Here is a 23,026-nt window from a genome sequence, read left to right as displayed (position 1 = left end):
CCGATACAGAGCGGAGTTGGCCCTTGGGGAAGGTGTTGGACGGAACGAGGCCCGCGGGTCCGGTGGCAGTGGAAGCACTGGCTGCCGATCCCTTGGAGTACGGCACGCCCCGGGCAGGGCGCCTGACAGTAGACTTGAAGGCAATGAGCACCCTGGATCCGGCCGTCGCGGCCATGTATGAGGCTTCACCTGGCGCAGCGAACGGCTCGGCACCGGCCCCGCCGGCTTCTGCCGCACCGGCGGGGGAGGTTGGTCCGGCCGCAGGGCCGGACACCGAGGACGCCGCCCTGGACGTTGCGGCGGAGACCGTTGAGGACCGCCGCCTGCGCTTCGAGCGGGACGCCATGCAATACGTCGACCAGCTGTACTCGGCGGCGATGCGCATGGCACGGAACCCCTCAGATGCCGAGGACCTGGTCCAGGAGGCCTACACCAAGGCATTTTCGGCGTTCCACCAATACAAGCCGGGCACGAACCTCAAAGCGTGGCTGTACCGGATCCTGACCAACACCTACATCAACCTCTACCGCAAGAGGCAGCGCGAGCCGCTTCAGTCCAATTCGGACACGATCGAGGATTGGCAGCTTGCCCGCGCGGAGTCCCATACTTCAAGCGGACTTCGGTCGGCCGAGGCCGAGGCGTTGGACCACCTCCCGGATTCAGACGTCAAGCGGGCGCTCCAGGACATTCCGGAGGAATTCCGGCTGGCAGTGTACTTCGCCGACGTCGAGGGCTACGCCTACAAGGAAATCTCAGACATCATGAACACGCCCATCGGCACCGTGATGTCCCGGCTCCACCGCGGCCGGAGAATGTTGCGGGACATGCTCGCGGAATACGCCGCCGAGCGCGGATTCAAAACGGCCGCAGATGCATCGGAAGCGGCAGGAAGCAAACCACAGGAGAACAGGAAATGAGCGACTGCCAGGGATTGGGCGATTGCGACGACACCCGGATGCAACGCATCTACGAGTACCTTGACGGGGCGTTGACCCGCGAGGACCTTACCGAAATCAAGAACCACCTTGACGACTGCCCCGAGTGCGCGCAGCAGTATGACCTTGAGTGCGTGATCCGCAACATGGTCAAGCGCTCCTGCACAGAGTCCGCTCCGGACAACCTGAAGAACGCCATCCTGGACCGTATCCACGCCATCCGGCCGGTGGAGGCGTAGGAACGCCCCACGCCAGCGGACAATGGCCGCAGACAGCAAAGGACCCCGAAAGCCGAATGGCTTCGGGGTCCTTTGCTTGAACCGTAGTCCCTGGCATTTGCCTAGGTGTTGGGGCGCTTCCCGTGGTTCGCGCCGCCACGCTTACGGTCACGACGCTTGCGTGCACGCTTGCTCATAGCTGGCCTCCTTACTGTTGGTACTCAAAAGAGCTGCCCTCCAGTCTCCCACATGATGTGGCGGCCCGCGAACCGGAGCGGGCCGGTGACCTGCGGCGGTGCCGCTGGTTGCCTGCGCCTACCCGTGGAGCGCAGCGCCGATTGCGGCGCGGGCATCTTCCAGGACAAGCCGGACATGATCCAGTGCCACCGCGTCGAGGGGCGCGGGCGGGCCCTGGCGTTGCAGGTCGGCGCGGATGCCATCGCGGAATTGTTGCAGCATCCGGTCTATGGCGAGCTGCTGTACGGAGGCGGTGATCCCGCGTTCCACTGCTGCCAGGTCCACCTGGCGGTGGTTCAGCTCGGCAAGGCCTTCTGCCGTGATGAGGTACGTCGTGCGTCGTCCGGACGGCTGAGTGGCCACCAGGCCGTCCGCTTGAAGCTTGCCCAGCCGTGGATAGATCGTTCCCGCGCTGGGGGAGTAGGCGCCGCCAAAGCGGTCCTTGAGCGCCTTGATGAGCTCGTACCCGTGCTTGGGACCGCCTTCGAGCAATGAAAGCAGGTACAAGCGCAACGCACCGTGTGCGAAGACGGCAGGCATCAGCCGTGCGCTTCCCCGCTGCCGGGTTTCGGGGCGTGGACAATCGACGTCCGGCCGGACACCGAGTTGGTCCTGACCAGCATGAGCTGTTCATCCGGGCCGGCAATCGTTTCCACTCTTCCGTTGGCCAGGAAGCACTGCTGGCCGTCAAGGACCACCGCCCCGCCGGCCGACTTGGCCACGATATCGACGCCGACATCGTGCGGAAGTTGAATGGTCAGGTCCCCGGAGACGGAGTTGGAGCCGAAATCATGGGTAAAGCCAAGCAGTTCGAAAGCGAGGTGGCCGCTGACGGTGTTCGTGCGCACGTTGGTGAAGTGCCCGTCCGCGGTGACTGCCCCGGAGACGGTCTTGACCGTGAGGACGCCACGGTGGTTCCTGACGGCGGCCGTGCCGCTCACGGTGTTGACCTGCAGCTCACCGGAGGTGCCGTCGGCGACGACGGAGCCTGACACGGTGTTGAGGCGGACGTGGGCGGCGACGCCGGAGACCAGTCCCTCGCCACTGACGGTGCCGGCCTCCACCTCCACGCCGGGCGGAACGGAAATGCTGATCACGGCCGAGTTGTCGCTGGTGTGGTTGACGGACTCCATCAAATTCTTGAACCATCCCTGCGGACCATTCAGTTGATGCCGGACCTCCACCCTGCCGCCGCTTGCTGATACCGCCACGGGGTCGCCGTGGACTTCCGAGATCTCAACCCGGACATCCGGCCCGGCATGGGCCGCCACGGTGAACTTGCCGCGCACCATGCCCAGCTTCAGGGCGGTGGCGTCCCCGATTTCAATGGTTTGCGGGCCTTGCACAGTCCAGTTTCCGTCAGCCATGGTCCCCTCCAGAGGCGATATATCGCATTGGGCTTCAACCTAGCCGCGCCGGCTTGCGCCGGTCAAGGCGTCCTGTCAGGGCTTACTGTGGCGCGTCCACCCCAAGCCATTGGAACCAGCCGCGGTGGAGCACCAGCCAGGCCATGAGGCCATAGCCTGCCTGGCCCGGCGTCCCCCCGTTCGCAGCCAGGTCCTGGCGCCACTGTTCATGGTTCAGCAGGGGCGAGAAGGTATCGACGTACAGATGCTTACGCCGGGTGGTGACGTCGGCGAAGGCGGTGTTCAGCTCATCCAGCCTCCGGTTTTGGGTCGGATCGAGCGTGGGCGGTGGTCCAACGACGAACACCTCGATGCGGTTCTGCGACGCCGAGTCCAGGATGTTGGCAAGGTTCAGCCTGCTCCGCGCGGTGGAAAGGCCGAATTCGATGTCGCGCCCGGACAGGCCGATGACCAGCCTGTTCTCGGCCTGGTCGCTGAAGCGCCGGCCGGCTTCGTCCAGCCACCGGGCTGCAAGCCCTTCGGTACCTTCCTGCGGACAGGGGAGGGCATAGCTTTCGAGCAGCATGCCGTCCTGGGGAGTGCGGGCCAGGACGCGGCCGAGCCAGCCCAGCGCTCGGGGATCGCCCAGTCCGGCCAGCAATTCGTCTCCTACAGCTGCGATCCGCAGCTTCCTGTCTTCCACGCGTTCCTCTTCACTTCCGAACCGGCCGCAGCCTCCGTCGCCGCCGCGGCTGCGGAGGTACGGGGCGGCGCTGTCCAACCATTAAACAGAACTGCCCGGCCGGAGTCTGGTATTTCGACGTCCGGCCGGGCAGCCTTACGGTTTACTTCTTTGCAAATGCCTGCTTCAGCAGCAGGTCCTGTTCAGCGGCGTGCCGCTTCATGGAACCTGCAGCCGTTGAGGCGGACGCCGGCCGGGACACCAGGCGGACGCGGCGGTCCAGTGCCTCCGGCAGGTTCAGGCCGATGAACGGCCACGGACCCTGGTTGGCGGGCTCGTCCTGCGCCCACACGACCTCGGCGTTCGGGTACTTGGCAAGCTCCGCGGCGATCTCCGCGTGCGGCAGCGGGTAGAGCTGCTCGACGCGCACGATCGCGGTGGTCTTGTCTCCGGTCTTCTGGCGGGTGGACAGGAGATCGTAGTACAGGCGGCCGGATACCAGGATGACGCGTTCGACGGCGGTGGCCGGCAGCTGCTCGTGCTCGCCGATGACCGGGCGGAAGGCGCCGGTGGTGAAGTCCTCCACGGACGAAGCGGCAGCCTTCAGGCGCAGCAGCTGCTTGGGCGTGAAGATGATCAGCGGCTTGCGCGGGCGGCTGTACGCCTGGCGGCGCAGCAGGTGGAAGTGCGAGGCCGCCGTGGTGGGGTTGGCCACGATCATGTTGTCTTCGGCGCACAGCTGCAGGAAGCGCTCAATCCGTGCCGAAGAGTGGTCCGGGCCCTGGCCTTCGTAGCCGTGCGGGAGCATCAGGACAAGCGAGGAGCGCTGGCCCCACTTCTGCTCGGCGGAGGAGATGAATTCGTCGATGATGGTCTGCGCACCGTTGACGAAGTCACCGAACTGGGCTTCCCAAAGGACCAGCGCGTCAGGGCGCTCCACGGAGTAGCCGTACTCGAAGCCCATGGCAGCGTATTCGGACAGCAGGGAGTCGTAGATCCACAGCTTGGCCTGGTCATCGGAGAGGTTGCCCAGGGGCAGCCATTCCTTGCCATTGGCGCGGTCGTGGAAGACGGCGTGGCGCTGCACGAACGTGCCGCGGCGCGAGTCCTGGCCGGCGAGGCGGACGGGCACGCCTTCCATGATGAGGGAGCCGAACGCTGCGATCTCGCCGAAGCCCCAGTCGATGCCGCCTTCGCGGGACATCTGCTCGCGTTTCTCCAGCAGCTGCTTGAGCTTGGCATGGACGGTGAAGCCCTCGGGAACCTCGACGTGGGCCTTGCCGATCCGGGCCAGGGTCTCGGCGCTGATGGCGGTGGCGACCGGTGCACTGACGTTGGAATCGGACTGCTGGGCCATGGGGCGCTCGATATCGGATACGGCGGCGGAGTCGGCGGTCACGATCGGGATCGGCGAGGTCTGCGCGGCGTGGGTCTCCGCGAAGACCCGCTCCAGCCGTTCCTGGTAGTCGCGGAGCAACTGCTCGGCTTCTTCCTCGGTGATGTCCCCGCGTCCGATCAGCGATTCGGTGTACAGCTTTCGGACGGAGCGCTTGGCTTCGATCAGGTTGTACATCAGGGGCTGGGTCATCGAGGGGTCATCGCCCTCGTTGTGGCCGCGGCGGCGGTAGCACACCATGTCGATGACGACGTCCTTGTGGAAGCGCTGCCGGAACTCGTAGGCGAGTTGGCCGATGCGCACCACTGCCTCCGGGTCGTCGCCGTTCACGTGGAAGACGGGCGCCTGGATCATCTTGGCGACGTCGGTTGAGTACGTGGACGAACGCGAGGACGACGGGGCGGTGGTGAAGCCCACCTGGTTGTTGACCACCACGTGGATGGTGCCACCGGTGCGGTAGCCGCGCAGCTGGGACAGGTTGAGCGTCTCCGCCACGACGCCCTGGCCTGCGAAGGCGGCGTCGCCGTGGACCATGATGGGCAGCACAGGGAAGGATTCGCCCTGGTCCAGGCGGTCCTGCTTGGCGCGGACAATGCCCTCGAGGACGGAATCGACGGCTTCAAGGTGCGACGGGTTGGCGGCGAGGTAGACCTTGGTCTCCTTGCCGTTGTCGGAGGTGAAGGTACCCTCGGTGCCCAGGTGGTACTTGACGTCGCCAGAGCCCTGGACGGAACGCGGATCCTGGGTGCCTTCGAATTCGCGGAACACCTGGGCGTAGGTCTTGCCGGCGATGTTCGTGAGCACGTTGAGGCGGCCGCGGTGGGCCATTCCGATGGCAACTTCGTCCAGGCCGTCGTCGGCAGCGTTGGACATGATGGCGTCCAGCAGCGGGATCAGCGATTCGCCGCCCTCGAGCGAGAATCGCTTCTGGCCTACGAACTTGGTCTGCAGGAACGTTTCGAAGGCCTCCGCGGCGTTCAGCTTGGAAACGATCCGGATCTGTTCTTCGCGGCTGGGCTTGGAGTAGGGGTGTTCCAGCTGGTCCTGGAACCACTTGCGCTCGGCCGGCTCCTGGATGTGCATGTACTCGATGCCGGTGGTGCGGCAGTAGGCATCGCGCAGGACGCCCAGGATGTCGCGGAACTTCAGCATCGGCTTGCCGCCGAAGCCGCCGGTGGGCCACTCGCGGTCCAGGTCCCACAGGGTCAGGCCATAGGTGAGGACGTCGAGGTCGGGGTGCTTGCGCTGGACGTATTCGAGCGGGTCCGTGTCCGCCATGAGGTGGCCGCGGACGCGGTATGAGTGGATCAGCTGCTGGATCCGGGCCACCTTGTTGATCTCGTCGGCGGGATCCACCTGGAGGTCGGGGCTCCAGCGGACGGGCTCGTACGGGATGCGCAGTGCTTCGAAGATCTCGTCGTAGAAGTTCTGGGCCCCGAGCAGGAGCTGGTGGACCAGCTTGAGGAACTCGCCGCTGCCTGCGCCCTGGATCACGCGGTGATCGTAGGTGGAGGTCAGGGTGAGGACCTTGCTGATGGCGTTCTGCGCAATGATCTTTTCGCTGGCGCCCTGGAACTCGGCGGGGTAGTCGAGGGCGCCGACGCCGATGATGGCGGCCTGGCCCTTGGAGAGGCGGGGTACCGAGTGGACGGTGCCGATGCCGCCCGGGTTGGTCAGGGATACCGTGGTGCCCTGGTGGTCCTCAGCGGTCAGCTTGCCGTTGCGGGCGCGCTTGATGAGGTCCTCGTAGGTGTGCCAGAACTCGGCAAAGTTGAGGGTTTCGGCTTTCTTGATGTTCGGGACCATCAGCAGGCGGGTGCCGTCCGGCTTGGGCATGTCGATGGCGATGCCGAAGTTGACGTGAGCTGGCTGGACGGCGACGGGCTTGCCGTCCACTTCGTCGTAGTACACGTTCATGGACGGGAACTGGGAGAGCGCGCGGATGACGGCGTAGCCGATCAGGTGCGTGAAGGAAACCTTGCCGCCACGGGCGCGGGCAAGGTTGGAGTTGATGACCACGCGGTTGTCGATCAGCAGCTTGGCGGGGATGGCGCGGACGCTGGTTGCGGTGGGCACCTCGAGGCTGGTCACCATGTTGGTGGCGATGGCCTTGGCAGGGCCGCGCAGGATCGAGACGACGTCCTCTTCGGGAGCCGTGGGGGCCTTGACGTTCTTGGGCAGCTGGGCCGGGATGGGCTGGGCGCCGGTGCCTGCACCGGTCTTCGTGCCGCCGTCGCGGGCCTCGGTTGCAGGAGCCTTTTTGACCGGCGCAGGGGCCGGGGCGGCGGGTGCGGCAGCAGCGGGTGCTGCCGGGGGAGCGGCGGGGGCTGCTGCCGGCGACGGTGCCGGCGCGGCGGGAGCTGCCTTCACGACGGGGAGTTCCCGGGTGGCGGGGTGGGCTGCGTGTGCGGAATTTCCATTGGAAGAAGAACCGTTGCCCGAGTCGAAGGATTCAAACAGCGGCCACCACTTGGCATCCACAGCGTTCTTGTCCTGTTGGTACTGCTCGTACAGTTCGTCAACGAGCCACTCGTTTCCGCCAAATTCCTCTGGTAGACGGTGGCTTGGCTGCTCTGGCACTTGAAATACGCCTCTTCCATGAGTTTGATTTCTCTCCGGCCCCCCGGTGCTTCAGCACTGCGATCGAACCAGTCTCTGCGTCCTCTGAACCCAGACCTTTGCAAGTCTAGTGAGCATCGTGTGTTAACTGCCAATAAGGGTGACCCAAATCATGAAGTGACGATCGCCGGCCCTATCGAGGGCATTCCGGGAGGCACAGCAAGGCCTGCCGGATCACCGGGAGAGGCATGCCTGTGACCGTGTTTCAGGGGCCGGCGACGGACTGGTGCCGCGTCGTTGCGCGGGGCCGCTCCTGTAGACTGAAATTCTTATGGACAGTAAATCTAGGTGCCGGCCTGGGCGCTGTCAGCGGAGCCCGAAGAGAAGCGCCGCGCAGTCCGCCCCCAGAGCCGGCAAACCCCGACAACGCGCCCATCACCAGAAGACGGCCCAGCTTGCCGCAACCCGCACGGATCAGGCGTCGGTTTCGGCCGATCATCCTCCGCCGGGACGACACATCCTCCCCGTTCCAGGTTTGACTGCCCATCCCGCGCACCGGGCGGGGTGCTGAATGGAATGGCTCCTCCTCGCAGCAGGTTTGCTGCTGATCGCCGGCACGGGCTTTTTCGTGGCCGTCGAGTTTTCCCTCATCGCGTTGGACCAGCCTACGGTCCAACGCGCCATTGACGACGGCGATGCCGGCGCGGTACCGCTGCTCACCTGCCTGAAGTCGCTGTCCACCCAGCTCTCGAGCTGCCAGCTGGGCATTACCCTGACCACCCTCCTGACCGGTTACGTCATGGAACCCTCCGTGGGACATATCCTCAAAGGCCCGCTGGCCGCCGTCGGACTGCCCCCCGTGGTGGTCGAATCGGCCTCGCTGGTCCTGGCCATGGTGGTGGCCACCCTGCTCTCCATGCTCCTGGGGGAGCTGGTGCCCAAGAACATGGCGATCGCCCTGGCATTCCCTGTGGGCCGTGCCCTGGCCGGCCCGCAGCTGGTCTTCACCACCATCTTCAAGCCTGCCATCCTGGTCCTCAACGGATTCTCCAACCGGGTCCTGAACGTGTTCGGACTGGAAGCCAAAGAGGAAATTTCCGGTGCCCGCACGCCGGCCGAGCTGGCCTCGCTGGTCCGCCGTTCCGCCGCGATGGGAACGCTCGACGCCGGAACCGCCAACTTCATTGCGCGCACCCTGGACTTTTCCACCCGGACGGCGGCGGATGTGATGACGCCACGCATCCGGGTGGAGACGATCGACGCCGACCAGCCGGTGTCCGACGTCGTGGATGCCGCGCGCCGGACCGGGTACTCCCGGTTCCCCGTGATCGGTGATTCGGCCGATGACATCCGCGGGCTGGTCCACGTCAAGAAGGCCGTCGCCGTCCCGTGGGAACGCCGGCGGAACCTTGAGGCGGGCGCCATCATGACCGAGGTCCTGCGCGTGCCCGAGACCATCCACCTCGATGCCCTGCTGGCCGAGCTGCGGGAGGGCAACCTCCAGCTGGCAGTGGTGCTGGACGAGTACGGCGGGACCGCAGGCATCGCCACGCTGGAGGACCTCGTAGAGGAGATCGTTGGCGAAGTGGCGGACGAGCATGACAAGGTCCGCCCCGGGCTGCTGCAAAGCGCCTCCGGCGACTGGTACTTCCCGGGCCTCCTGCGTCCGGACGAGTTGTCCGAACAGATTCCCGGTCTCAGTGTGCCCGATGAGGCTGCGTACGAGACCGTGGGGGGATACGTGATGAGCAAGCTGGGCAGGATCGCTGCCGTGGGGGACGCCGTTCCTGTAGGCGGCGGAACACTCAGCGTGACCAGGATGGACGGCCGCAGGATCGACCGCATCTGCTTCCGGCCCGACAAGGAAACCGGCATGCCGGACGCCAGTGACGGGAGCAACCCATGAGCGACTGGGCCGGAATAATGTGGCTGGGCGTACTCCTGCTTGGCAATGCCTTCTTCGTGGCGGCGGAGTTCGCCATCATGTCGGCGCGCCGCAGCCAGATCGAACCATTGGCCGACGCCGGGTCCAAGCGGGCCCAGACCACCCTGCGGGCCATGGAGAACGTCTCGTTGATGCTCGCGTGCGCGCAGTTGGGCATCACTGTCTGCTCCCTGCTGATCCTGCTGGTGGCCGAACCCGCCATCCACCACCTGCTGGCTGTTCCCATCGAGACGGTTGGCCTGCCGGCCGAGGCTGCGGGCGTGGCTGCCTTCGCGGTGGCCCTGCTGCTGGTGACGTTCCTCCATGTCACCTTCGGCGAGATGGTGCCGAAGAACATTTCCGTCTCCGTGGCGGACAAAGCCGCGCTGCTGCTGGCGCCGCCGCTGCTCTTCGTAGCCCGGCTGGTCCACCCGGTGATTTCGGTCCTCAACTGGTCGGCCAACCACATCCTCAAACTCCTGAGGATCGAGCCCAAGGACGAGGTAACTTCCTCGTTCACGCTTGAGGAAGTCCAGTCGATCGTCCAGGAGTCCACCCGTCACGGCCTGGTGGACGACGACGCCGGGCTGATCAACGGCGCCCTTGAGTTTTCCGAGCACACCGCCGAGGACATCATGGTGCCGCTGGAGAACCTGGTCATGCTTGGTGCGGCCACCACCCCCGTGGAGTTCGAGAAGGCGGTCAGCAGGACGGGGTTCTCCCGGTTCCCCATGCTGGATGACGAGGACATGCTGTACGGCTACCTCCACGTCAAGGATGTGTTGTCCATCCCGGAGTCCGGCTATGAGTTGCCGATCGCCGAGGGCCGTGTCCGGTCGCTGGCCAACCTTGCCTTGGATGACGAGATTGAAAAGGCCATGTCCGTCATGCAGCGCACGGGCTCCCACCTTGCCCGGGTGATCGGCCCGGATGGCAGGACGCGCGGGGTGTTGTTCCTCGAAGACGTGATCGAACAGCTTGTTGGTGAAATCAGGGACGCCACGCAGGCAACCGGGATCCGCCGGCTGGGCCAGCCCAACGGAAACCAGAAGGCTAAATAGGAATCATTCGCATTTAGGTATAGGCTGGCACTGTTGACGTCCCCTCCTGTGAACTGAGGTATCCCCCGTGCGCCGTAATGCCGCTGCCCGCTCCTTCGTTGCCGCCCTCGCAGGGCTTGGCCTCCTGCTGAGTGCATGCAGCACGCAGTCCGCATCGACGCCCGACACCGGGGCGGGCGTCAATGTCGTAGCGTCGACGAACGTCTACGGGGACATCGCCAGGGCGATCGGTGGGGACAAGGTGAAGGTCACCGCCATCATCAACAACACGGCCCAGGATCCGCATTCCTATGAGGCAACCGCGCAGGACCGGCTCGCGGTTTCAAAGGCGCAGCTGGTCATCGAAAACGGCGGCGGCTATGACGATTTCCTCCACACCCTGGTGGAGGGGAGCAAGCTGGACGGCGCGGCCGTCCTCACCGCCGTCGAGGTCTCGGGCCTGGCCCACCCGGAGGACGCCACGGCCCATGCCACGGCGTCCGCAACTGCCGCCGCCGACACGCATGACCACGGCGATTTCAACGAACACGTCTGGTACAGCCTGGCGGCCATGGAGCGGATGGCCGACAGCATCGCCGGCAAGCTCGGCACGCTGGACCCGGCCTCCGCCGCCACGTTCACGGCCAACGCAGCCTCGTTCAAATCCGGGTTGTCGGCCCTGCACAGCCGGCTGGACGCTGTGAAGGCCTCCGCGGCAGGAGGCAAAGTGGCCGTCACGGAGCCCGTTCCGCTGTACCTGCTGGAGGACGCGGGCTTGGAGAACGCCACGCCGGAGCAATACACTGCTGCGATTGAAGAGGGAAGTGATGTTCCGCCTGCCGTCCTGAAGGAAGCCACTGACCTGGTGGCGTCCAAGAGCGTGCGGCTGCTGGCTTACAACGCCCAGACCGAAGGGCCGCAGACCGAGGCGCTGAAGAGGGCGGCGGAGGCTGCCGGCGTTCCGGTGGTGGATTTCAACGAAACCCTGCCCGAAGGCAAGACCTACCTGCAGTGGATGACGGACAACGTGAACAACATCAGCAATGTCGTGGAGGCCAACCGGTGAATTCCGTTGTCAGCCTCAAGGGTGCCGGGCTTGCGTTCGGCCAGCGGACGCTTTGGTCCGGCCTTGACCTGGACATCCGGCCGGGCGAGTTCTTCGCCGTGCTGGGCCCGAACGGCAGCGGCAAGACCAGCTTCCTGAAAGTCCTCCTGGGCCTGCAAAAGCTGCACGCGGGACAAGCCACGCTGGGTGGCCGTCCCGTGGAACGCGGCAGCAGCCTGATCGGCTACATCCCGCAGCAAAAATCGTTCCCGGTGGACACGCCCATGCGCGCCCGCGACCTGGTGGGCCTGGGGGTGGACGGCCACCGCTGGGGCGTCCGGCTGTCCGCGGCGAAAACAAACCGGCGCGTGGATCAACTCCTGGAACTGGTAGGGGCCACCGACTACGCCAAGGTGCCGGTGGGCCAGCTCTCCGGCGGCGAGCAGCAGCGGCTCCGGGTGGCCCAGGCGCTGGCCACCGATCCCCAGGTATTGCTCTGCGACGAGCCGCTGCTGTCCCTGGACCTGCACCACCAGCAGGCGGTCAGTGCGCTGATCAACAAGCAAAGCCATGAGAAGAACAGCGCGGTCGTCTTCGTCACCCATGAGATCAACCCGATCATCGATTACGTGGACCGGGTGCTGTACCTGGCCGGCGGTCGTTTCCGGGTGGGAACGCCGGAAGAGGTCATGACCACGGAAGTGCTCTCGGACCTGTACGGCAGCCATGTGGAGGTGATCCACGCCAACGGCAGGATCGTCGTCGTCGGCCTGCCGGATGCCACCACGCACCATCATCATGCCGGGGCGGACGCACTGGCCGGGGAGGTGGCGTGATGGACGCCAACAGCATCCTGGGGGCCATCTTCAACTTCGACAACTACGGCGAGCTCCTCGTCCTGGTCCAGAATTCGATCTGGGCCGGCGCCGTCCTCGGACTCCTCGGCGGGCTGGTGGGGACGTTCGTCATGAAGCGCGACCTTGCCTTCGCGGTCCACGGCATTTCCGAGCTCTCCTTCGCAGGTGCGGCCTTTGCCCTGCTCATCGGCGCCGACGTGGTCTTCGGCTCGCTGATCGGATCCGTGGCGGCAGCACTGTTGCTGGGCCTGATGGGCGTCCGGGCCAGGGACAAGAACTCGATCATCGGCGTGATCATGCCGTTCGGGCTGGGCCTGGGAATCCTGTTCCTGTCCCTCTACCAAGGCCGCGCAGCGAACAAGTTCGGGCTGCTCACCGGGCAAATCGTCTCGGTGGACACCGTCCAGCTCCAGGCACTGGCCGGGGCGGCCCTCGTAGTGATGCTCGCACTGGTGGCCATCTGGCGGCCGCTGAACTTTGCCAGCATCGACCCGGAACTTGCGGAGGCGCGGGGAGTTCCCGTGCGCAGCCTGGCCATCGTGTTCATGATCCTGCTGGGCGTCAGCGTGGCACTGTCCATCCAGGTGGTGGGGGCCCTCCTGGTGCTCGCACTGCTGATCACACCTGCCGCTGCTGCCCTGCGGGTCACCTCATCGCCGGTATGGGTGGTTATCCTGAGTGTCCTTTTCGCCGTTACGGCGACCGTGGGCGGAATCCTGCTGGCCTTGGGTGGCCGGATCCCGATCAGCCCTTACGTCACCACGTTGTCATTCCTGATCTACGTTGTGTGCCGCGTCATCGGTTCCGTGCGGGCGGCCCGCGGAATCAACGGCAGGCTCCTCACAGCTGCCCGGCAGCCTTAAGGGCAGTGCAGTCCGGGCACAGCCCGAAGATCTCCACCGTGTGGTCCACCTCGGTGAAACCATGTTCGGCCGCTGTCCGCGCTGCCCAGGTTTCGACGGCGGGTGCCTCCACCTCCACGGCCTTGCCGCAGTTCCTGCACAGCAGGTGGTGGTGGTGCACGGTCACGTTGCAGCGCCGGTACACGGCCTCGCCGTCGCCATTGCGCAGTACATCCACCAAGCCCTCATCCGCGAGGGACTGGAGGATCCGGTAGGCCGTGGCGAGGGATACGGACACGCCCTGGTTGTGCAGGATCCGGTAGAGCTCCTGCGTACTGACGAAGTCATCAAGGTCGTCCAGGGCTGCGCTGACGGCCTTGCGCTGCTTGGTGACGCGCTGCTCCTTGCCGCCTCCTGCCGGGGATGGGGCGGCTGAATCAGCCTTGACGCCGATCGGCATGGACAAACTCGCTTCCGTGGGGGGCAAACACCAAGATTACCAGCCGGCGCCTCGTGGACACGGTTCCGGGACGCGCCCTAGGCTGGCGCCATGAAGCTGACCAAATACACCCACGCCTGTGTCCGGCTTGAGAAGGAGTCCGGGGTCCTGGTCCTTGATCCGGGCACCTTCTCCGAATCAGCCGAGGCCCTTGCCGGGGCTGACGCCGTCCTGGTGACCCATGAGCACCAGGACCACCTGGACACCAAAGCCGTGGTGGAGGCCCTCGCCAGCAACCAGGACCTGGCGCTGTACGCGCCCGGGTCCGTGGCCGCCCAGCTGCGCGGGGAAGCTGCCGGCGCCGCCGGGAGGATCCACACGGTTGACCCGGGATCCTCGTTCCAGGTTGCAGGGTTCGAAATCCGCAGCTTCGGCGGACAGCATGCCCTGATCCACCCCCAGATCCCGATGGTGGCGAACATTGGCTACCTGGTGGACCGCAATGTCTACCACCCGGGAGATTCATTCATCATCCCTGACGGCCTGAGCGTGAAAACCCTGCTGGTGCCGCTGCACGCACCGTGGAGCAAGTCCGCCGAGGTGGTGGACTTCGTCATCGGAGTGCGGGCACCGCAGGCGTTCCAGATCCACGACGGCCTGCTCAATGAGATCGGACTGGGCATCATTGAGGGCCATGTGCAGCGGATCGGTGCGAAGTATGGCACCGAATACAGGCACCTGGCTGCCCGCGAGTCCGTGGAGGTCTAGTCCGCCGTCCACTCGCCGGTGTCGAGGAAGCGTGAGATCACGGCCTCGTAGGGCGCCGGATCCAGCCCCTGCGACGCCAGCCACTCCGGGTTGTAGTAGTTGCCCGCATAGCGCTCGCCGCCGTCGCACATCAATGACACAATGCTGCCTCGCCGGCCATCGGACAGCATCCGTGCCACCGTTTGCCAGACACCCCAAAGGTTGGTGCCGGTTGAGGGTCCGGCGTGCAGGCCGGCGTAGGAGTCCAGGTGGCGCATGGCGCCGACGGACGCCGCGTCCGGCACCTGGACCATCCGGTCGATGACGGTGGGGACGAAGCTTGGCTCCATCCGCGCCCGGCCGATGCCTTCGATGCGTGACGGCAGGCCGGTGGGCTGTTCAGCCGTGTCCGCCAGCCAGCCGGGGTAGAAGGCCGAGTTTTCAGGGTCCACCACCAGGAGCCGGGTGGGATGGCTGTGGTAGCGCAGGTAGCGGCCGATCGTGGCACTGGTCCCGCCGGTCCCCGCGCCCACCACGATCCAGTCCGGCACCGGATGCTGTTCCAGGCTGAGCTGGCCAAAGATCGACTCGGCAATGTTGTTGTTCCCGCGCCAGTCGGTGGCCCGCTCCGCATAGGTGAACTGGTCCATGTAGTGTCCGTTGCAGGTGGCCGCCACGTCTTCGGCCACGGCGTAGACATCCGAGGCGTTCTCCACCAGGAGGCACGTGCCGCCGAACTGTTCGATCAACGCGATTTTTTCCTGGCTGGTGGTACGGGCCATCACCGCGATGAAGGGCAGCCCCAGCAACCGGGCGAAGTAGGCCTCGGATACTGCGGTGCTGCCGCTGGAGGCTTCCACGATGGTGGTGTCCTCGCGGATCCAGCCGTTCACCAGCCCGAACAGGAAAAGGGACCGCGCCAGCCGGTGCTTGAGGCTGCCGGAACGGTGGGTGGATTCGTCCTTGAGGTAGAGCTGGATGCCCCACTGCTCCGGCAGCGGCACCGCGTAGAGATGGGTGTCTGCCGACCGGTTGTTTTCCGCCCTGATGGTCCGGATGGCGTTGTCTGCCCATTCCCGGTCTGCCCCGCTGCGGCGGCTGCCGTCCCCGTCTGCGCTGCCCTCGATCTTCACCGGACCAGCCTACCCGCGCGGGCGGCCGCGGCGCGCTTAGAGTGGGATCCGTTGGCAAGATCCACACACCAAGCCTGATCCGCGGCCCGGATCCGCAGAAGGAGTGCACATGAACCCGCTGATGGATGTCTCCCGCCTTGAGTCGCGGCGGGCCGCCGGCCACCGAACAGTCCTGCTGGATGTCCGCTGGGTGCTCGGCGACCCCCGCGGGCACGAGCATTACCTGCGGGAGCACCTGCCGGGAGCTGTCTTCGTTGATCTGGCCACCGAACTTGCGGACCCGGCCATCCCGGACCGCGGGAGGCACCCGCTGCCTGGCGCCGGGCAGTTCCAGGAGGCGGCGCGGCGGTGGGGGATCCGGAACGGCGACGTCGTGGTCGCCTACGATGACAGCGCCAACATGGCGGCCGCCAGGGCCTGGTGGATGCTGCGCAACGCAGGGTTTGCCGAGGCATACCTGCTCGACGGCGGCCTGGCCGCCTGGCGAAAGGCCGGCCTGCCCCTCGAGTCCGGCCCCGTCCAGCCCGTCCGCGGCGACGTAGACCTGGGCGGCGGCGGGATGCCGGTGCTCGACGCCGGCGCTGCCGCCACCTGGTCCGGCCACGGGTTGTTGCTCGATGCGCGGGCGGGGGAGAGGTACCGGGGCGAGGTGGAACCCGTTGATCCGCGGGCCGGGCACATTCCGGGAGCGGTCAGCGCGCCCACGGCGGACAACGTGGACGATTCCGGGTACTTCCTGCCACCGGCAGAGCTGCGCCGGAGGTTCGAGTCCCTCGGGGCCGGCGGTGACCTGCCCATCGCCGTCTACTGCGGGTCCGGCGTCACAGCGGCCCACCAGGTGGCCGCGCTGGAACTGGCCGGCTTCACGGCTGCGCTCTATCCGGGGTCGTTCTCGGAATGGTCCAACCGCCCCGGCCTGCCGGTGGCGACCGGTCCGGAACCGGGAGGCACCGGCGCCCCGGCTGGAAACTTCGCCGACGGCAAGGGTAGCGTCGGACCATGACACCTGGACGCCCCGTGCCGCCACCCCTCGCCCAACCTATTGCGGCCGCCGCCGACCCGCGGCCGGCGGAGGACGGCGGACGGCTGGCCGGCGCCTACGGCGCAACCTCCGGGGACAGCGGGCTCGTGCCCCTGACCGTGGCCCGGCGCATTCCCAAACCGGACGACGTCGAGATCGCCATTGAATTCTGCGGGCTCTGCCATTCGGATGTGCACGCCACCCGCGGAGAGTGGGGCACGCAGGCCTATCCACTGGTTCCCGGGCACGAGATCGTGGGAACGGTCAGCCGGACTGGTGCCGGCGTCACCGACTTCGCCATCGGCGATCGCGTGGGCGTGGGCTGCATGGTGGACTCCTGCCGCGAATGCGGGAGCTGCCTGGACGGCCTGGAACAGTACTGCGAAAACGGGATGACCGGAACCTACGGCGCCAAGGACCGGAGGAACGGCGACGCCATCACCCAGGGCGGATACTCCTCCTCCATCGTGGTGGACAAGCGGTACGTCCTTCATGTCCCCGCTTCCCTGGACCCGGCCGGGGCCGCGCCACTGCTCTGCGCAGGCGTCACCACGTTCTCCCCGCTGCGGCATTTCGGTGTGGAGGAAGGCGACGTCGTGGGCGTGGTGGGCCTCGGCGGACTGGGCCACATGGCCGTCAAGCTCGCCAAAGCCATGGGTGCCACCGTGGTGGTATTCACCACGTCCGAGGCGAAAACTGCTGCCGCCCTGGAACTGGGTGCGGACCGGGTTGTCCTGTCCCGGGACGACGCGGCCATGGCTGGTGCCGACCGGAGCATCGACCTCATTATCGATACCGTTGCCGCCCCGCACGACCTGAACCCGTACTTCCGGACCCTGCGGGTCGACGGGGCGCTGTTCCAACTGGGCCTGCCGTCCGAGGCCATGCCCCCGGTCAATCCGGGCTCACTGATCCGGCGCCGGATAGCCTACGCCGGATCGCTGATCGGCGGCATCGCCGAAACCCAGGAGATGCTGGACTTCTGCGCCGAGCACGGCGTGGTGGCCGACATCGAGCTGGTGGCCGCCGGAGAACTCAATGACGCCTACGACCGAATGGTTGCGGGAGACGTAAAATACCGGTTCGTGCTGGATACCGGCACGTTGCAGCCAGCCGCCGAGGAGGCAGACGCATGAGCACCCTTTTCACCCGGATCCTGAATGGTGAGATCCCCGGCAGGTTCGTTTGGCGTGAAGACGACGTGTCCGCATTCCTCACGACCGGACCGCTCGCCGATGGCCACACGCTGGTGGTTCCCACCGAGGAAGTGGACCGCTGGACCGACGCATCGCCGGAGACCCTGGCCCGTGTCATGGAGGTTGCCCGGCGCATCGGGGCCGTGCAAGTGGACATTTTCAACGCCCGGCGGGCCGGCTTGATCGTGGCCGGGTACGAGGTCAACCACCTGCACGTCCACGTATGGCCCTCCCGGAGCATGGCCGACTTTGACTTCGGTTCTGCAGACCAGAACCCGGACCCCGCTGTCCTGGACGCCAACGCGGAAAAACTCCGTGAAGGCCTCCGCGCGGCCGGCTACGGGGAGTTCGTACCCGAAGGGTAGGTTCAGCTCCTGCGGGGAGTCATCGCCACCATCCCCGCGTAGGTGAAGCCGCCGCCGAACCCGAACAGCAGTGCGGGGACATCCTCCGGGATCCGCCCGGCATGCCACCATTTGCTCAACCCGAGGGGCACACTGGCCGCGGAGGTGTTCCCGGACTCGGTGACGTCGGTGATGACGATCCGGTCCGTCAGGCCGAGGGCTTCAGCGAGCGGCTCGATGATGCGCAGGTTGGCCTGGTGTGCTGCCAGGACCTGGATGTCGTCCACGGCCAGGCCGGCGCGGGCCACCACTTCGCGGGCGCGCTCCGGGGCCCTGGTCAACGCCCACCGGAGGACCTCCCTGCCGTTCTGCGAGAACCTGCCCGCCGGCGGGGAGATCCGGACGGCGTCCGCCATGCCCGCCTCCGAACCCCAGACCACCGGCCCAACCCGCGGTGTGGCGGACGGACGGACGACGGCGGCGCCGGCACCGTCGGCGGTGAGCACCGCCGTCCCGCGGTCCGTCCAGTCCGTGACCGCGGAAAGGGTTTCCGCCCCGACCACGATTGCGTGCGTGGCGCTTCCGGTACGGATGGCCTGGTCAGCCACGCCGAGGGCGTATTCGAAGCCGGAGCACGCGGTGTTGATGTCCATGATTCCCGGGCCGCGGCCGTCCCTGCCGAGGCCCAGTGCCTCCGCGATGCGGCCCGCGGTGTTGGGGGACCGCTCCGCCGCCGTGGTGGTGGCGACCACCACCAGGTCGATGTCGGAAGCGTCGACCCCGGAATCAGCGAGGGCCATGCGCGCAGCGGGAACCGCGAGGTCCACCACCGTTTCTCCCTCGGCCACAATGTGCCGGGTCACGATGCCCGTACGCTGCCGGATCCACTCGTCGCTCGTGTCCATCATGCCTTCCAGTTCATGGTTGTCCATGACATGCGCCGGCTGGGCGTGGCCCAAGCCGGCGAGCTCTGTCCCGGCAGGACCCTGGGCAAGCGTGATCTTCATTGAGTTCCTCTTCTCTGGACGGGCGTCGTCAGGCCGGTGCGAGCGCCTTGTTGAGTACCGCGCGGATGCGTTTCTCGGACACCGAATACGCGGTTCCCAGCTCGACGGCGAACAGGCTCACCCGAAGCTCCTCGAGCATCCAGCGCACCTGGGTTAACTCCCGGCCGGCGCGGCGGCCGGGCAGCAGCGCCGAGACGGCGTCGTCGTAGTCGTCTTCGAGCCGCTGGATCACGGCCATATTGACGGCGTCGCGCTGGACGTTCCCCGGCAGCCGCTCCAGCCGCTTTTCGATTGCGGCCAGGTACCGCGGCAGCTGGCTCAGCTGGGCGTAACCCGTGCGTGCTACAAAACCCGGGTAGACCAGCTGTTCCAGCTGGCTCCTGACGTCGTTCAACGCGCTGATCAAGGCCAGGCTGGTAGTGCCCTTGAGCTGTTTTTCAATCCGGCGGGTGCTCGCCAGGATGCGTTCGACCACCGCGGTCACGGTAAACACCGTATCGATCAGTTCGGCGCGGACCACCTCATACAGTGAATCGAAGGCCGTGCGGTCCCATGGCAGGTCCACCGGCGTGAGCTTGTCGATGGCCGCCAGCGCACAGTCAGCGATCAGGGCCGAGACCGAACCGTGCGGGTTCTGGCTGAAGGTGAGCTTCTCCGTGTTGCTCAGGTGCTCCAGGACGTAGCGGTCCGGGGCTGGAACGCGCAGGGCCAGCAGCCTGATGACGCCGCCGCGCATCGCCTCGAGCTGTTCCTCCGGGGTTTGGAAGACGCGGAGGGAAACAGACTGGCCCTGGTCCACGAGCGCCGGATAGCCGGTGACGGTGTGGCCTTTGACCATGCTGCTGACCTGGCGCTCGATCGCGCCGAAGCTCCACTCCGTCAAGCCGTCCTGCTCCACGAACCCGGCCGCGGCGTGCTGCCCCGGCACTCCTGGGGCCTGCTGCCGGGCCGCCGGGCCGTCGTCGGACGCCTTGCCGCCCCTGCGCTGCGCAGGGCCTGTACCGCCTGGCGCTGTGGACGCGGGAGTGGCGCCGAGCGATTCGGCAATGGCACGCCGCGTTGCCGGTGCCAGCTGCTCCTGCAAGGCGGCAAGGTCCTTGCCCTCGCCGAGGACCTTTCCCTTGCTGTCCACCACCTTGAAGCTGACGCGCAGGTGTGCTGGCACGGAATCCCAGTTCCAGGAGCCGGGCGGGATGACCGCGCCGCGGAGGCGCCGCAGTGCCAGCTCCAGCGACGGCTCCAGCTCATCCGTGGCGGGGTCGAAGTCCGCTTCGAGGAGCGCCACCGCCTGGCGGGCAACGTCAGGGGCCGGAACAAAACTCTTCCGGACCTGCTTGGGCAGCGACTTGATCAGGGCAGTCACCAGCTCCACCCGCTGGCCCGGGATGAGCCAGCGGAAGGGAGCATCGTCGAGCTGGTTCAAGAACAGGACAGGCACCTCGGCCGTGACACCGTCGGAGGGGTCGGGCAATCCGCCCGGGGCCACCGGATGGAACTCGTACGTCAACGGGAGTTCGAAGCCCTTGTGCAGCCAGGTCTTCGGATAGGCGGACTCGTCCAGGTCCTCGGCATCGTCGCTGAGCAGCAGCGACTTGTCGTAGTCCAAGAGGTCCGGGTTATCGCGCCGGGCGTCCTTCCACCATTTGTCGAAATGGCGCTCGGACACCACGTCGGCGCCGATCCGGGCGTCATAGAAATCGAACAGCGTCTCATCGTCCACCATCAGGTCCCGGCGCCGCATGCGCGCCTCGAGTTCCTCGACCTCATGCAGCAGCGCCCGGTTGCGGTGGAAGAACTTGTGGTGGGTGCGCCAGTCGCCCTCCACCAGTGCGTGCCGGATGAACAGCTCCCTGGCCACCACCGGGTCAACGCGGCCGTAGTTGATCCGCCGCTGGGCGATGATGGGCACGCCGTAAAGGGTGACCTTTTCGTACGCCATGACGGCGCCCTGCTTGGTGGACCAATGCGGTTCGCTGTAGCTGCGCTTCACCAGGTCCGGCGCCACCTGCTCTGCCCAGACCGGATCGAACTTCGCTGCCACCCTGGCCCACAGCCGGCTGGTCTCCACCAGCTCCGCCGCCATCACGAACGTGGGGGACTTCTTGAACAGCGCTGAGCCCGGGAAAATGGCGAACCGGCTGCCGCGGGCGCCGGCGTACTCGCGTTTGCGTTCGTCCAGGATTCCGATGTGGCTCAGGAGCCCGGAGAGCAGGCTGATGTGGATGCCGTCATGGTTGCCCACCGGATCCGTGAGGCGCTTGTTGTCCAGGGTGATGCCCAGCGGCCGGGCGAGCTGGCGCAGCTGGGCATAGAGGTCCTGCCATTCACGGACCCGAAGGTAGTTGATGAACTCGGCGCGGCACAGGCGGCGGAACGCCGACGAGGACAGCTCCTGCTGCTTCTCCTGCAGGTAGTTCCAGAGGTTCAGGAAACCGGTGAAGTCGGAGTTCTCATCGCGGAAGCGGTTGTGCTTTTCCGCTGCCAGCTGCTGTTTGTCCGTGGGCCGCTCCCGCGGGTCCTGGATGGTGAGGGCGGCGGCCAGGACCATGACTTCGCGGACACAGCCGCGTTTCCCGGCTTCCACGATCATCCGGCCGAGGCGGGGGTCCACCGGCAGCTGGGCGAGTTTTTGCCCGACGGCGGTGAGGCCGCTGCCCCTGGCCCCGCCCTTGGTGCCGGCCTCCGGGGTGCCGGATGCATGCTGCGGCCTGGCCGGGGCCAGTGCGCCGAGTTCGCGCAGGAGGGTGACGCCGTCGTTGATGGCCCGCGTCTCCGGGGGCTCGACGAACGGGAAGTCCTCAACGTCCTTGGGGCTCTTGGCCACGCCCATGGCCGTCATTTGCAGGATCACGGCGGCGAGGTTGGTCCGCAGGATCTCCGGATCCGTGAACTTCGGCCGGGACTCGAAGTCTTCCTCGGAGTAGAGGCGGATGGCGATGCCGTCGGACACGCGTCCGCACCGGCCGGAGCGTTGGTTCGCTGACGCTTGCGAGACACGCTCGATGGGGAGGCGCTGGACCTTGGTGCGGTGCGAATAGCGGGAGATACGGGCAGTACCCGTATCCACCACGTACTTGATGCCTGGAACCGTCAGCGATGTTTCGGCCACGTTGGTGGCCAGGATGATCCGGCGCTTGCTGCCCGGGTGGAACACTTTGTGCTGCTCCTGCAGGCTCAGGCGGGCAAACAGGGGGAGGATCTCGGTGTTGGCCAGCCTGCGGTTGGCCTGGATGCGTGGCTGCAGCGCCTCCGCCGCGTCACGGATTTCACGCTCCCCGGAAAAGAACACCAGGATGTCCCCGGGAGCCTCCGCCGCGAGTTCGTCGACGGCGTCGCAGACAGCATCCAGGGGATCGCGGTCTTCCTCAAGTTCGTCGTCCGAGGCGTCGTCCTCATCGGATTTCGGCTGCGACAGCGGACGGTATCGGACTTCCACGGGGTACGTGCGGCCGGAGACTTCGATGATGGGAGCCGGTGCCTCCGCACTGCCGAAGTGGTTGGCAAACCGTTCAGGATCGATGGTGGCCGAGGTGATGATGACCTTCAGGTCCGGCCGCTGCGGGAGGACCCGCTTGAGGTAGCCCAGGATGAAGTCGATGTTCAGGCTTCGCTCGTGGGCCTCATCAATGATGATGGTGCTGTACTTGCGCAGCAGCCTGTCCCGCTGGATCTCGGCGAGGAGGATGCCGTCGGTCATCAGCTTGACCTTGGTGTCCTTGCTGACTTCGCCGGTGAACCGCACCTGGAAGCCGACCTCCTGGCCGATCTCCACGCCCAGTTCCTCTGCGATGCGCTCGGCCACGGTGCGCGCGGCCAGCCGGCGGGGCTGCGTGTGCCCGATCAGGCCCTTCTCGCCCAATCCCAGTTCCAGGCACATCTTGGGGATCTGGGTGGTTTTTCCGGAGCCGGTCTCGCCGGCGATGATGGTCACCTGGTTGGCGGCGATCGCTGCCATCAGGTCCTCGCGGCGCTCGGAAACCGGCAGCTCGGCGGGATAGGAAATATGAAAAGTCATGGCTGCAGACAGTCTACTGCTGCGTGGCGGAGCGATCGGCAGG

The 23,026-nt window shown here is 66.4% G+C and carries 20 protein-coding genes; 11 read left to right on the top strand and 9 right to left on the bottom strand.

What is annotated here, in order from left to right:
- Nucleotides 1–143 precede the first annotated feature (143 nt).
- Both QRM96_RS13195 and rsrA read left to right on the top strand, forming a co-directional pair.
- The gene (locus QRM96_RS13195; RefSeq protein WP_231369809.1) at nucleotides 144–917 is read left to right on the top strand and encodes a sigma-70 family RNA polymerase sigma factor; all 774 of its coding nucleotides are present in this window, start codon (nucleotides 144–146) and stop codon (nucleotides 915–917) included.
- Entirely contained in the window at nucleotides 914–1,174 is a 261-nt protein-coding gene (gene rsrA, locus QRM96_RS13190) for a mycothiol system anti-sigma-R factor (protein ID WP_018760161.1), read from the top strand. Before QRM96_RS13195 ends, rsrA begins: the two co-directional genes overlap by 4 nt.
- A gap of 101 nt (nucleotides 1,175–1,275) precedes the next feature.
- Here the strand turns inward: rsrA and QRM96_RS21060 are convergent, their stop codons facing one another.
- From QRM96_RS21060 to QRM96_RS13170, 5 genes are all read right to left on the bottom strand, one after another.
- Nucleotides 1,276–1,350 carry a 50S ribosomal protein bL37 gene (locus tag QRM96_RS21060; RefSeq protein ID WP_369299106.1) on the bottom strand — a complete coding sequence of 25 codons (75 nt, stop codon included), beginning with the start codon at nucleotides 1,348–1,350 and terminating at the stop codon, nucleotides 1,276–1,278.
- A gap of 118 nt (nucleotides 1,351–1,468) precedes the next feature.
- Nucleotides 1,469–1,930 carry a PadR family transcriptional regulator gene (locus tag QRM96_RS13185; RefSeq protein ID WP_285319941.1) on the bottom strand — a complete coding sequence of 154 codons (462 nt, stop codon included), beginning with the start codon at nucleotides 1,928–1,930 and terminating at the stop codon, nucleotides 1,469–1,471.
- The gene (locus QRM96_RS13180; protein ID WP_018760159.1) at nucleotides 1,930–2,757 is read right to left on the bottom strand and encodes a DUF4097 family beta strand repeat-containing protein; all 828 of its coding nucleotides are present in this window, start codon (nucleotides 2,755–2,757) and stop codon (nucleotides 1,930–1,932) included. Before QRM96_RS13180 ends, QRM96_RS13185 begins: the two co-directional genes overlap by 1 nt.
- Before the next feature lie 82 nt (nucleotides 2,758–2,839).
- The gene (locus QRM96_RS13175; protein WP_026264245.1) at nucleotides 2,840–3,439 is read right to left on the bottom strand and encodes a GDSL-type esterase/lipase family protein; all 600 of its coding nucleotides are present in this window, start codon (nucleotides 3,437–3,439) and stop codon (nucleotides 2,840–2,842) included.
- Nucleotides 3,440–3,581: 142 nt separating this feature from the next.
- The gene (locus QRM96_RS13170) at nucleotides 3,582–7,394 is read right to left on the bottom strand and encodes a multifunctional oxoglutarate decarboxylase/oxoglutarate dehydrogenase thiamine pyrophosphate-binding subunit/dihydrolipoyllysine-residue succinyltransferase subunit (protein ID WP_285319940.1); all 3,813 of its coding nucleotides are present in this window, start codon (nucleotides 7,392–7,394) and stop codon (nucleotides 3,582–3,584) included.
- Nucleotides 7,395–7,944: 550 nt separating this feature from the next.
- Between QRM96_RS13170 and QRM96_RS13165 the strand changes: the two genes are divergently transcribed.
- The 5 genes from QRM96_RS13165 (at nucleotide 7,945) to QRM96_RS13145 (ending at nucleotide 13,102) form a co-directional block, all read left to right on the top strand.
- Nucleotides 7,945–9,279: a hemolysin family protein gene (locus tag QRM96_RS13165; RefSeq protein ID WP_109045081.1), complete on the top strand. Its 1,335-nt coding sequence runs from the start codon at nucleotides 7,945–7,947 to the stop codon at nucleotides 9,277–9,279.
- Nucleotides 9,276–10,358: a hemolysin family protein gene (locus tag QRM96_RS13160; protein ID WP_285319939.1), complete on the top strand. Its 1,083-nt coding sequence runs from the start codon at nucleotides 9,276–9,278 to the stop codon at nucleotides 10,356–10,358. Before QRM96_RS13165 ends, QRM96_RS13160 begins: the two co-directional genes overlap by 4 nt.
- Nucleotides 10,359–10,425: 67 nt before the next feature.
- The gene (locus QRM96_RS13155; RefSeq protein WP_285319938.1) at nucleotides 10,426–11,403 is read left to right on the top strand and encodes a metal ABC transporter solute-binding protein, Zn/Mn family; all 978 of its coding nucleotides are present in this window, start codon (nucleotides 10,426–10,428) and stop codon (nucleotides 11,401–11,403) included.
- Complete coding sequence (locus tag QRM96_RS13150; RefSeq protein WP_285319937.1) at nucleotides 11,400–12,218, top strand: metal ABC transporter ATP-binding protein; 819 nt, start codon at nucleotides 11,400–11,402, stop codon at nucleotides 12,216–12,218. Before QRM96_RS13155 ends, QRM96_RS13150 begins: the two co-directional genes overlap by 4 nt.
- Nucleotides 12,218–13,102 carry a metal ABC transporter permease gene (locus tag QRM96_RS13145; RefSeq protein WP_285319936.1) on the top strand — a complete coding sequence of 295 codons (885 nt, stop codon included), beginning with the start codon at nucleotides 12,218–12,220 and terminating at the stop codon, nucleotides 13,100–13,102. Before QRM96_RS13150 ends, QRM96_RS13145 begins: the two co-directional genes overlap by 1 nt.
- Here the strand turns inward: QRM96_RS13145 and QRM96_RS13140 are convergent.
- A complete protein-coding gene (locus tag QRM96_RS13140) occupies nucleotides 13,080–13,541 on the bottom strand; it encodes a Fur family transcriptional regulator (protein WP_018760151.1) in 462 nt (153 codons plus the stop codon). The genes QRM96_RS13145 and QRM96_RS13140 overlap by 23 nt on opposite strands.
- Before the next feature lie 90 nt (nucleotides 13,542–13,631).
- Here QRM96_RS13140 and QRM96_RS13135 point away from each other — a divergent pair, with 90 nt between their 5' ends.
- The gene (locus QRM96_RS13135; RefSeq protein WP_109045077.1) at nucleotides 13,632–14,288 is read left to right on the top strand and encodes an MBL fold metallo-hydrolase; all 657 of its coding nucleotides are present in this window, start codon (nucleotides 13,632–13,634) and stop codon (nucleotides 14,286–14,288) included.
- Here the strand turns inward: QRM96_RS13135 and QRM96_RS13130 are convergent.
- Nucleotides 14,285–15,400 carry a PLP-dependent cysteine synthase family protein gene (locus tag QRM96_RS13130; RefSeq protein WP_285319935.1) on the bottom strand — a complete coding sequence of 372 codons (1,116 nt, stop codon included), beginning with the start codon at nucleotides 15,398–15,400 and terminating at the stop codon, nucleotides 14,285–14,287. The two genes, QRM96_RS13135 and QRM96_RS13130, sit on opposite strands and share 4 nt — an antisense overlap.
- A gap of 109 nt (nucleotides 15,401–15,509) precedes the next feature.
- On the opposite strand from QRM96_RS13130, the gene QRM96_RS13125 reads away from it, so the two are divergent.
- From QRM96_RS13125 to QRM96_RS13115, 3 genes are read left to right on the top strand one after another with little or no spacing between them, the layout of a single operon-like run.
- Nucleotides 15,510–16,403 (top strand): sulfurtransferase, encoded by an 894-nt coding sequence (locus QRM96_RS13125; protein ID WP_285319934.1) that lies wholly within the window; start codon nucleotides 15,510–15,512, stop codon nucleotides 16,401–16,403.
- Nucleotides 16,400–17,557 (top strand): NAD(P)-dependent alcohol dehydrogenase, encoded by a 1,158-nt coding sequence (locus tag QRM96_RS13120; RefSeq protein ID WP_285319933.1) that lies wholly within the window; start codon nucleotides 16,400–16,402, stop codon nucleotides 17,555–17,557. The genes QRM96_RS13125 and QRM96_RS13120 overlap by 4 nt, the downstream gene beginning before the upstream one ends.
- Nucleotides 17,554–17,982: an HIT family protein gene (locus tag QRM96_RS13115; RefSeq protein WP_109045074.1), complete on the top strand. Its 429-nt coding sequence runs from the start codon at nucleotides 17,554–17,556 to the stop codon at nucleotides 17,980–17,982. The genes QRM96_RS13120 and QRM96_RS13115 overlap by 4 nt, the downstream gene beginning before the upstream one ends.
- A 2-nt stretch (nucleotides 17,983–17,984) precedes the next feature.
- On the opposite strand, the gene QRM96_RS13110 is transcribed toward QRM96_RS13115, so the two are convergent.
- Together QRM96_RS13110 and hrpA are read right to left on the bottom strand one after the other, a co-directional pair.
- A complete protein-coding gene (locus tag QRM96_RS13110; protein WP_285319932.1) occupies nucleotides 17,985–18,968 on the bottom strand; it encodes a beta-ketoacyl-ACP synthase III in 984 nt (327 codons plus the stop codon).
- Between the two features lie 28 nt (nucleotides 18,969–18,996).
- A complete protein-coding gene (gene hrpA / locus QRM96_RS13105; RefSeq protein ID WP_285319931.1) occupies nucleotides 18,997–22,983 on the bottom strand; it encodes an ATP-dependent RNA helicase HrpA in 3,987 nt (1,328 codons plus the stop codon).
- Nucleotides 22,984–23,026 lie beyond the last annotated feature (43 nt).

It is taken from the genome of Pseudarthrobacter sp. lyk4-40-TYG-27 (assembly GCF_030209295.1).
GTDB lineage: Bacteria > Actinomycetota > Actinomycetes > Actinomycetales > Micrococcaceae > Arthrobacter.
This window is presented reverse-complemented; position numbering and strand designations above follow the sequence as displayed.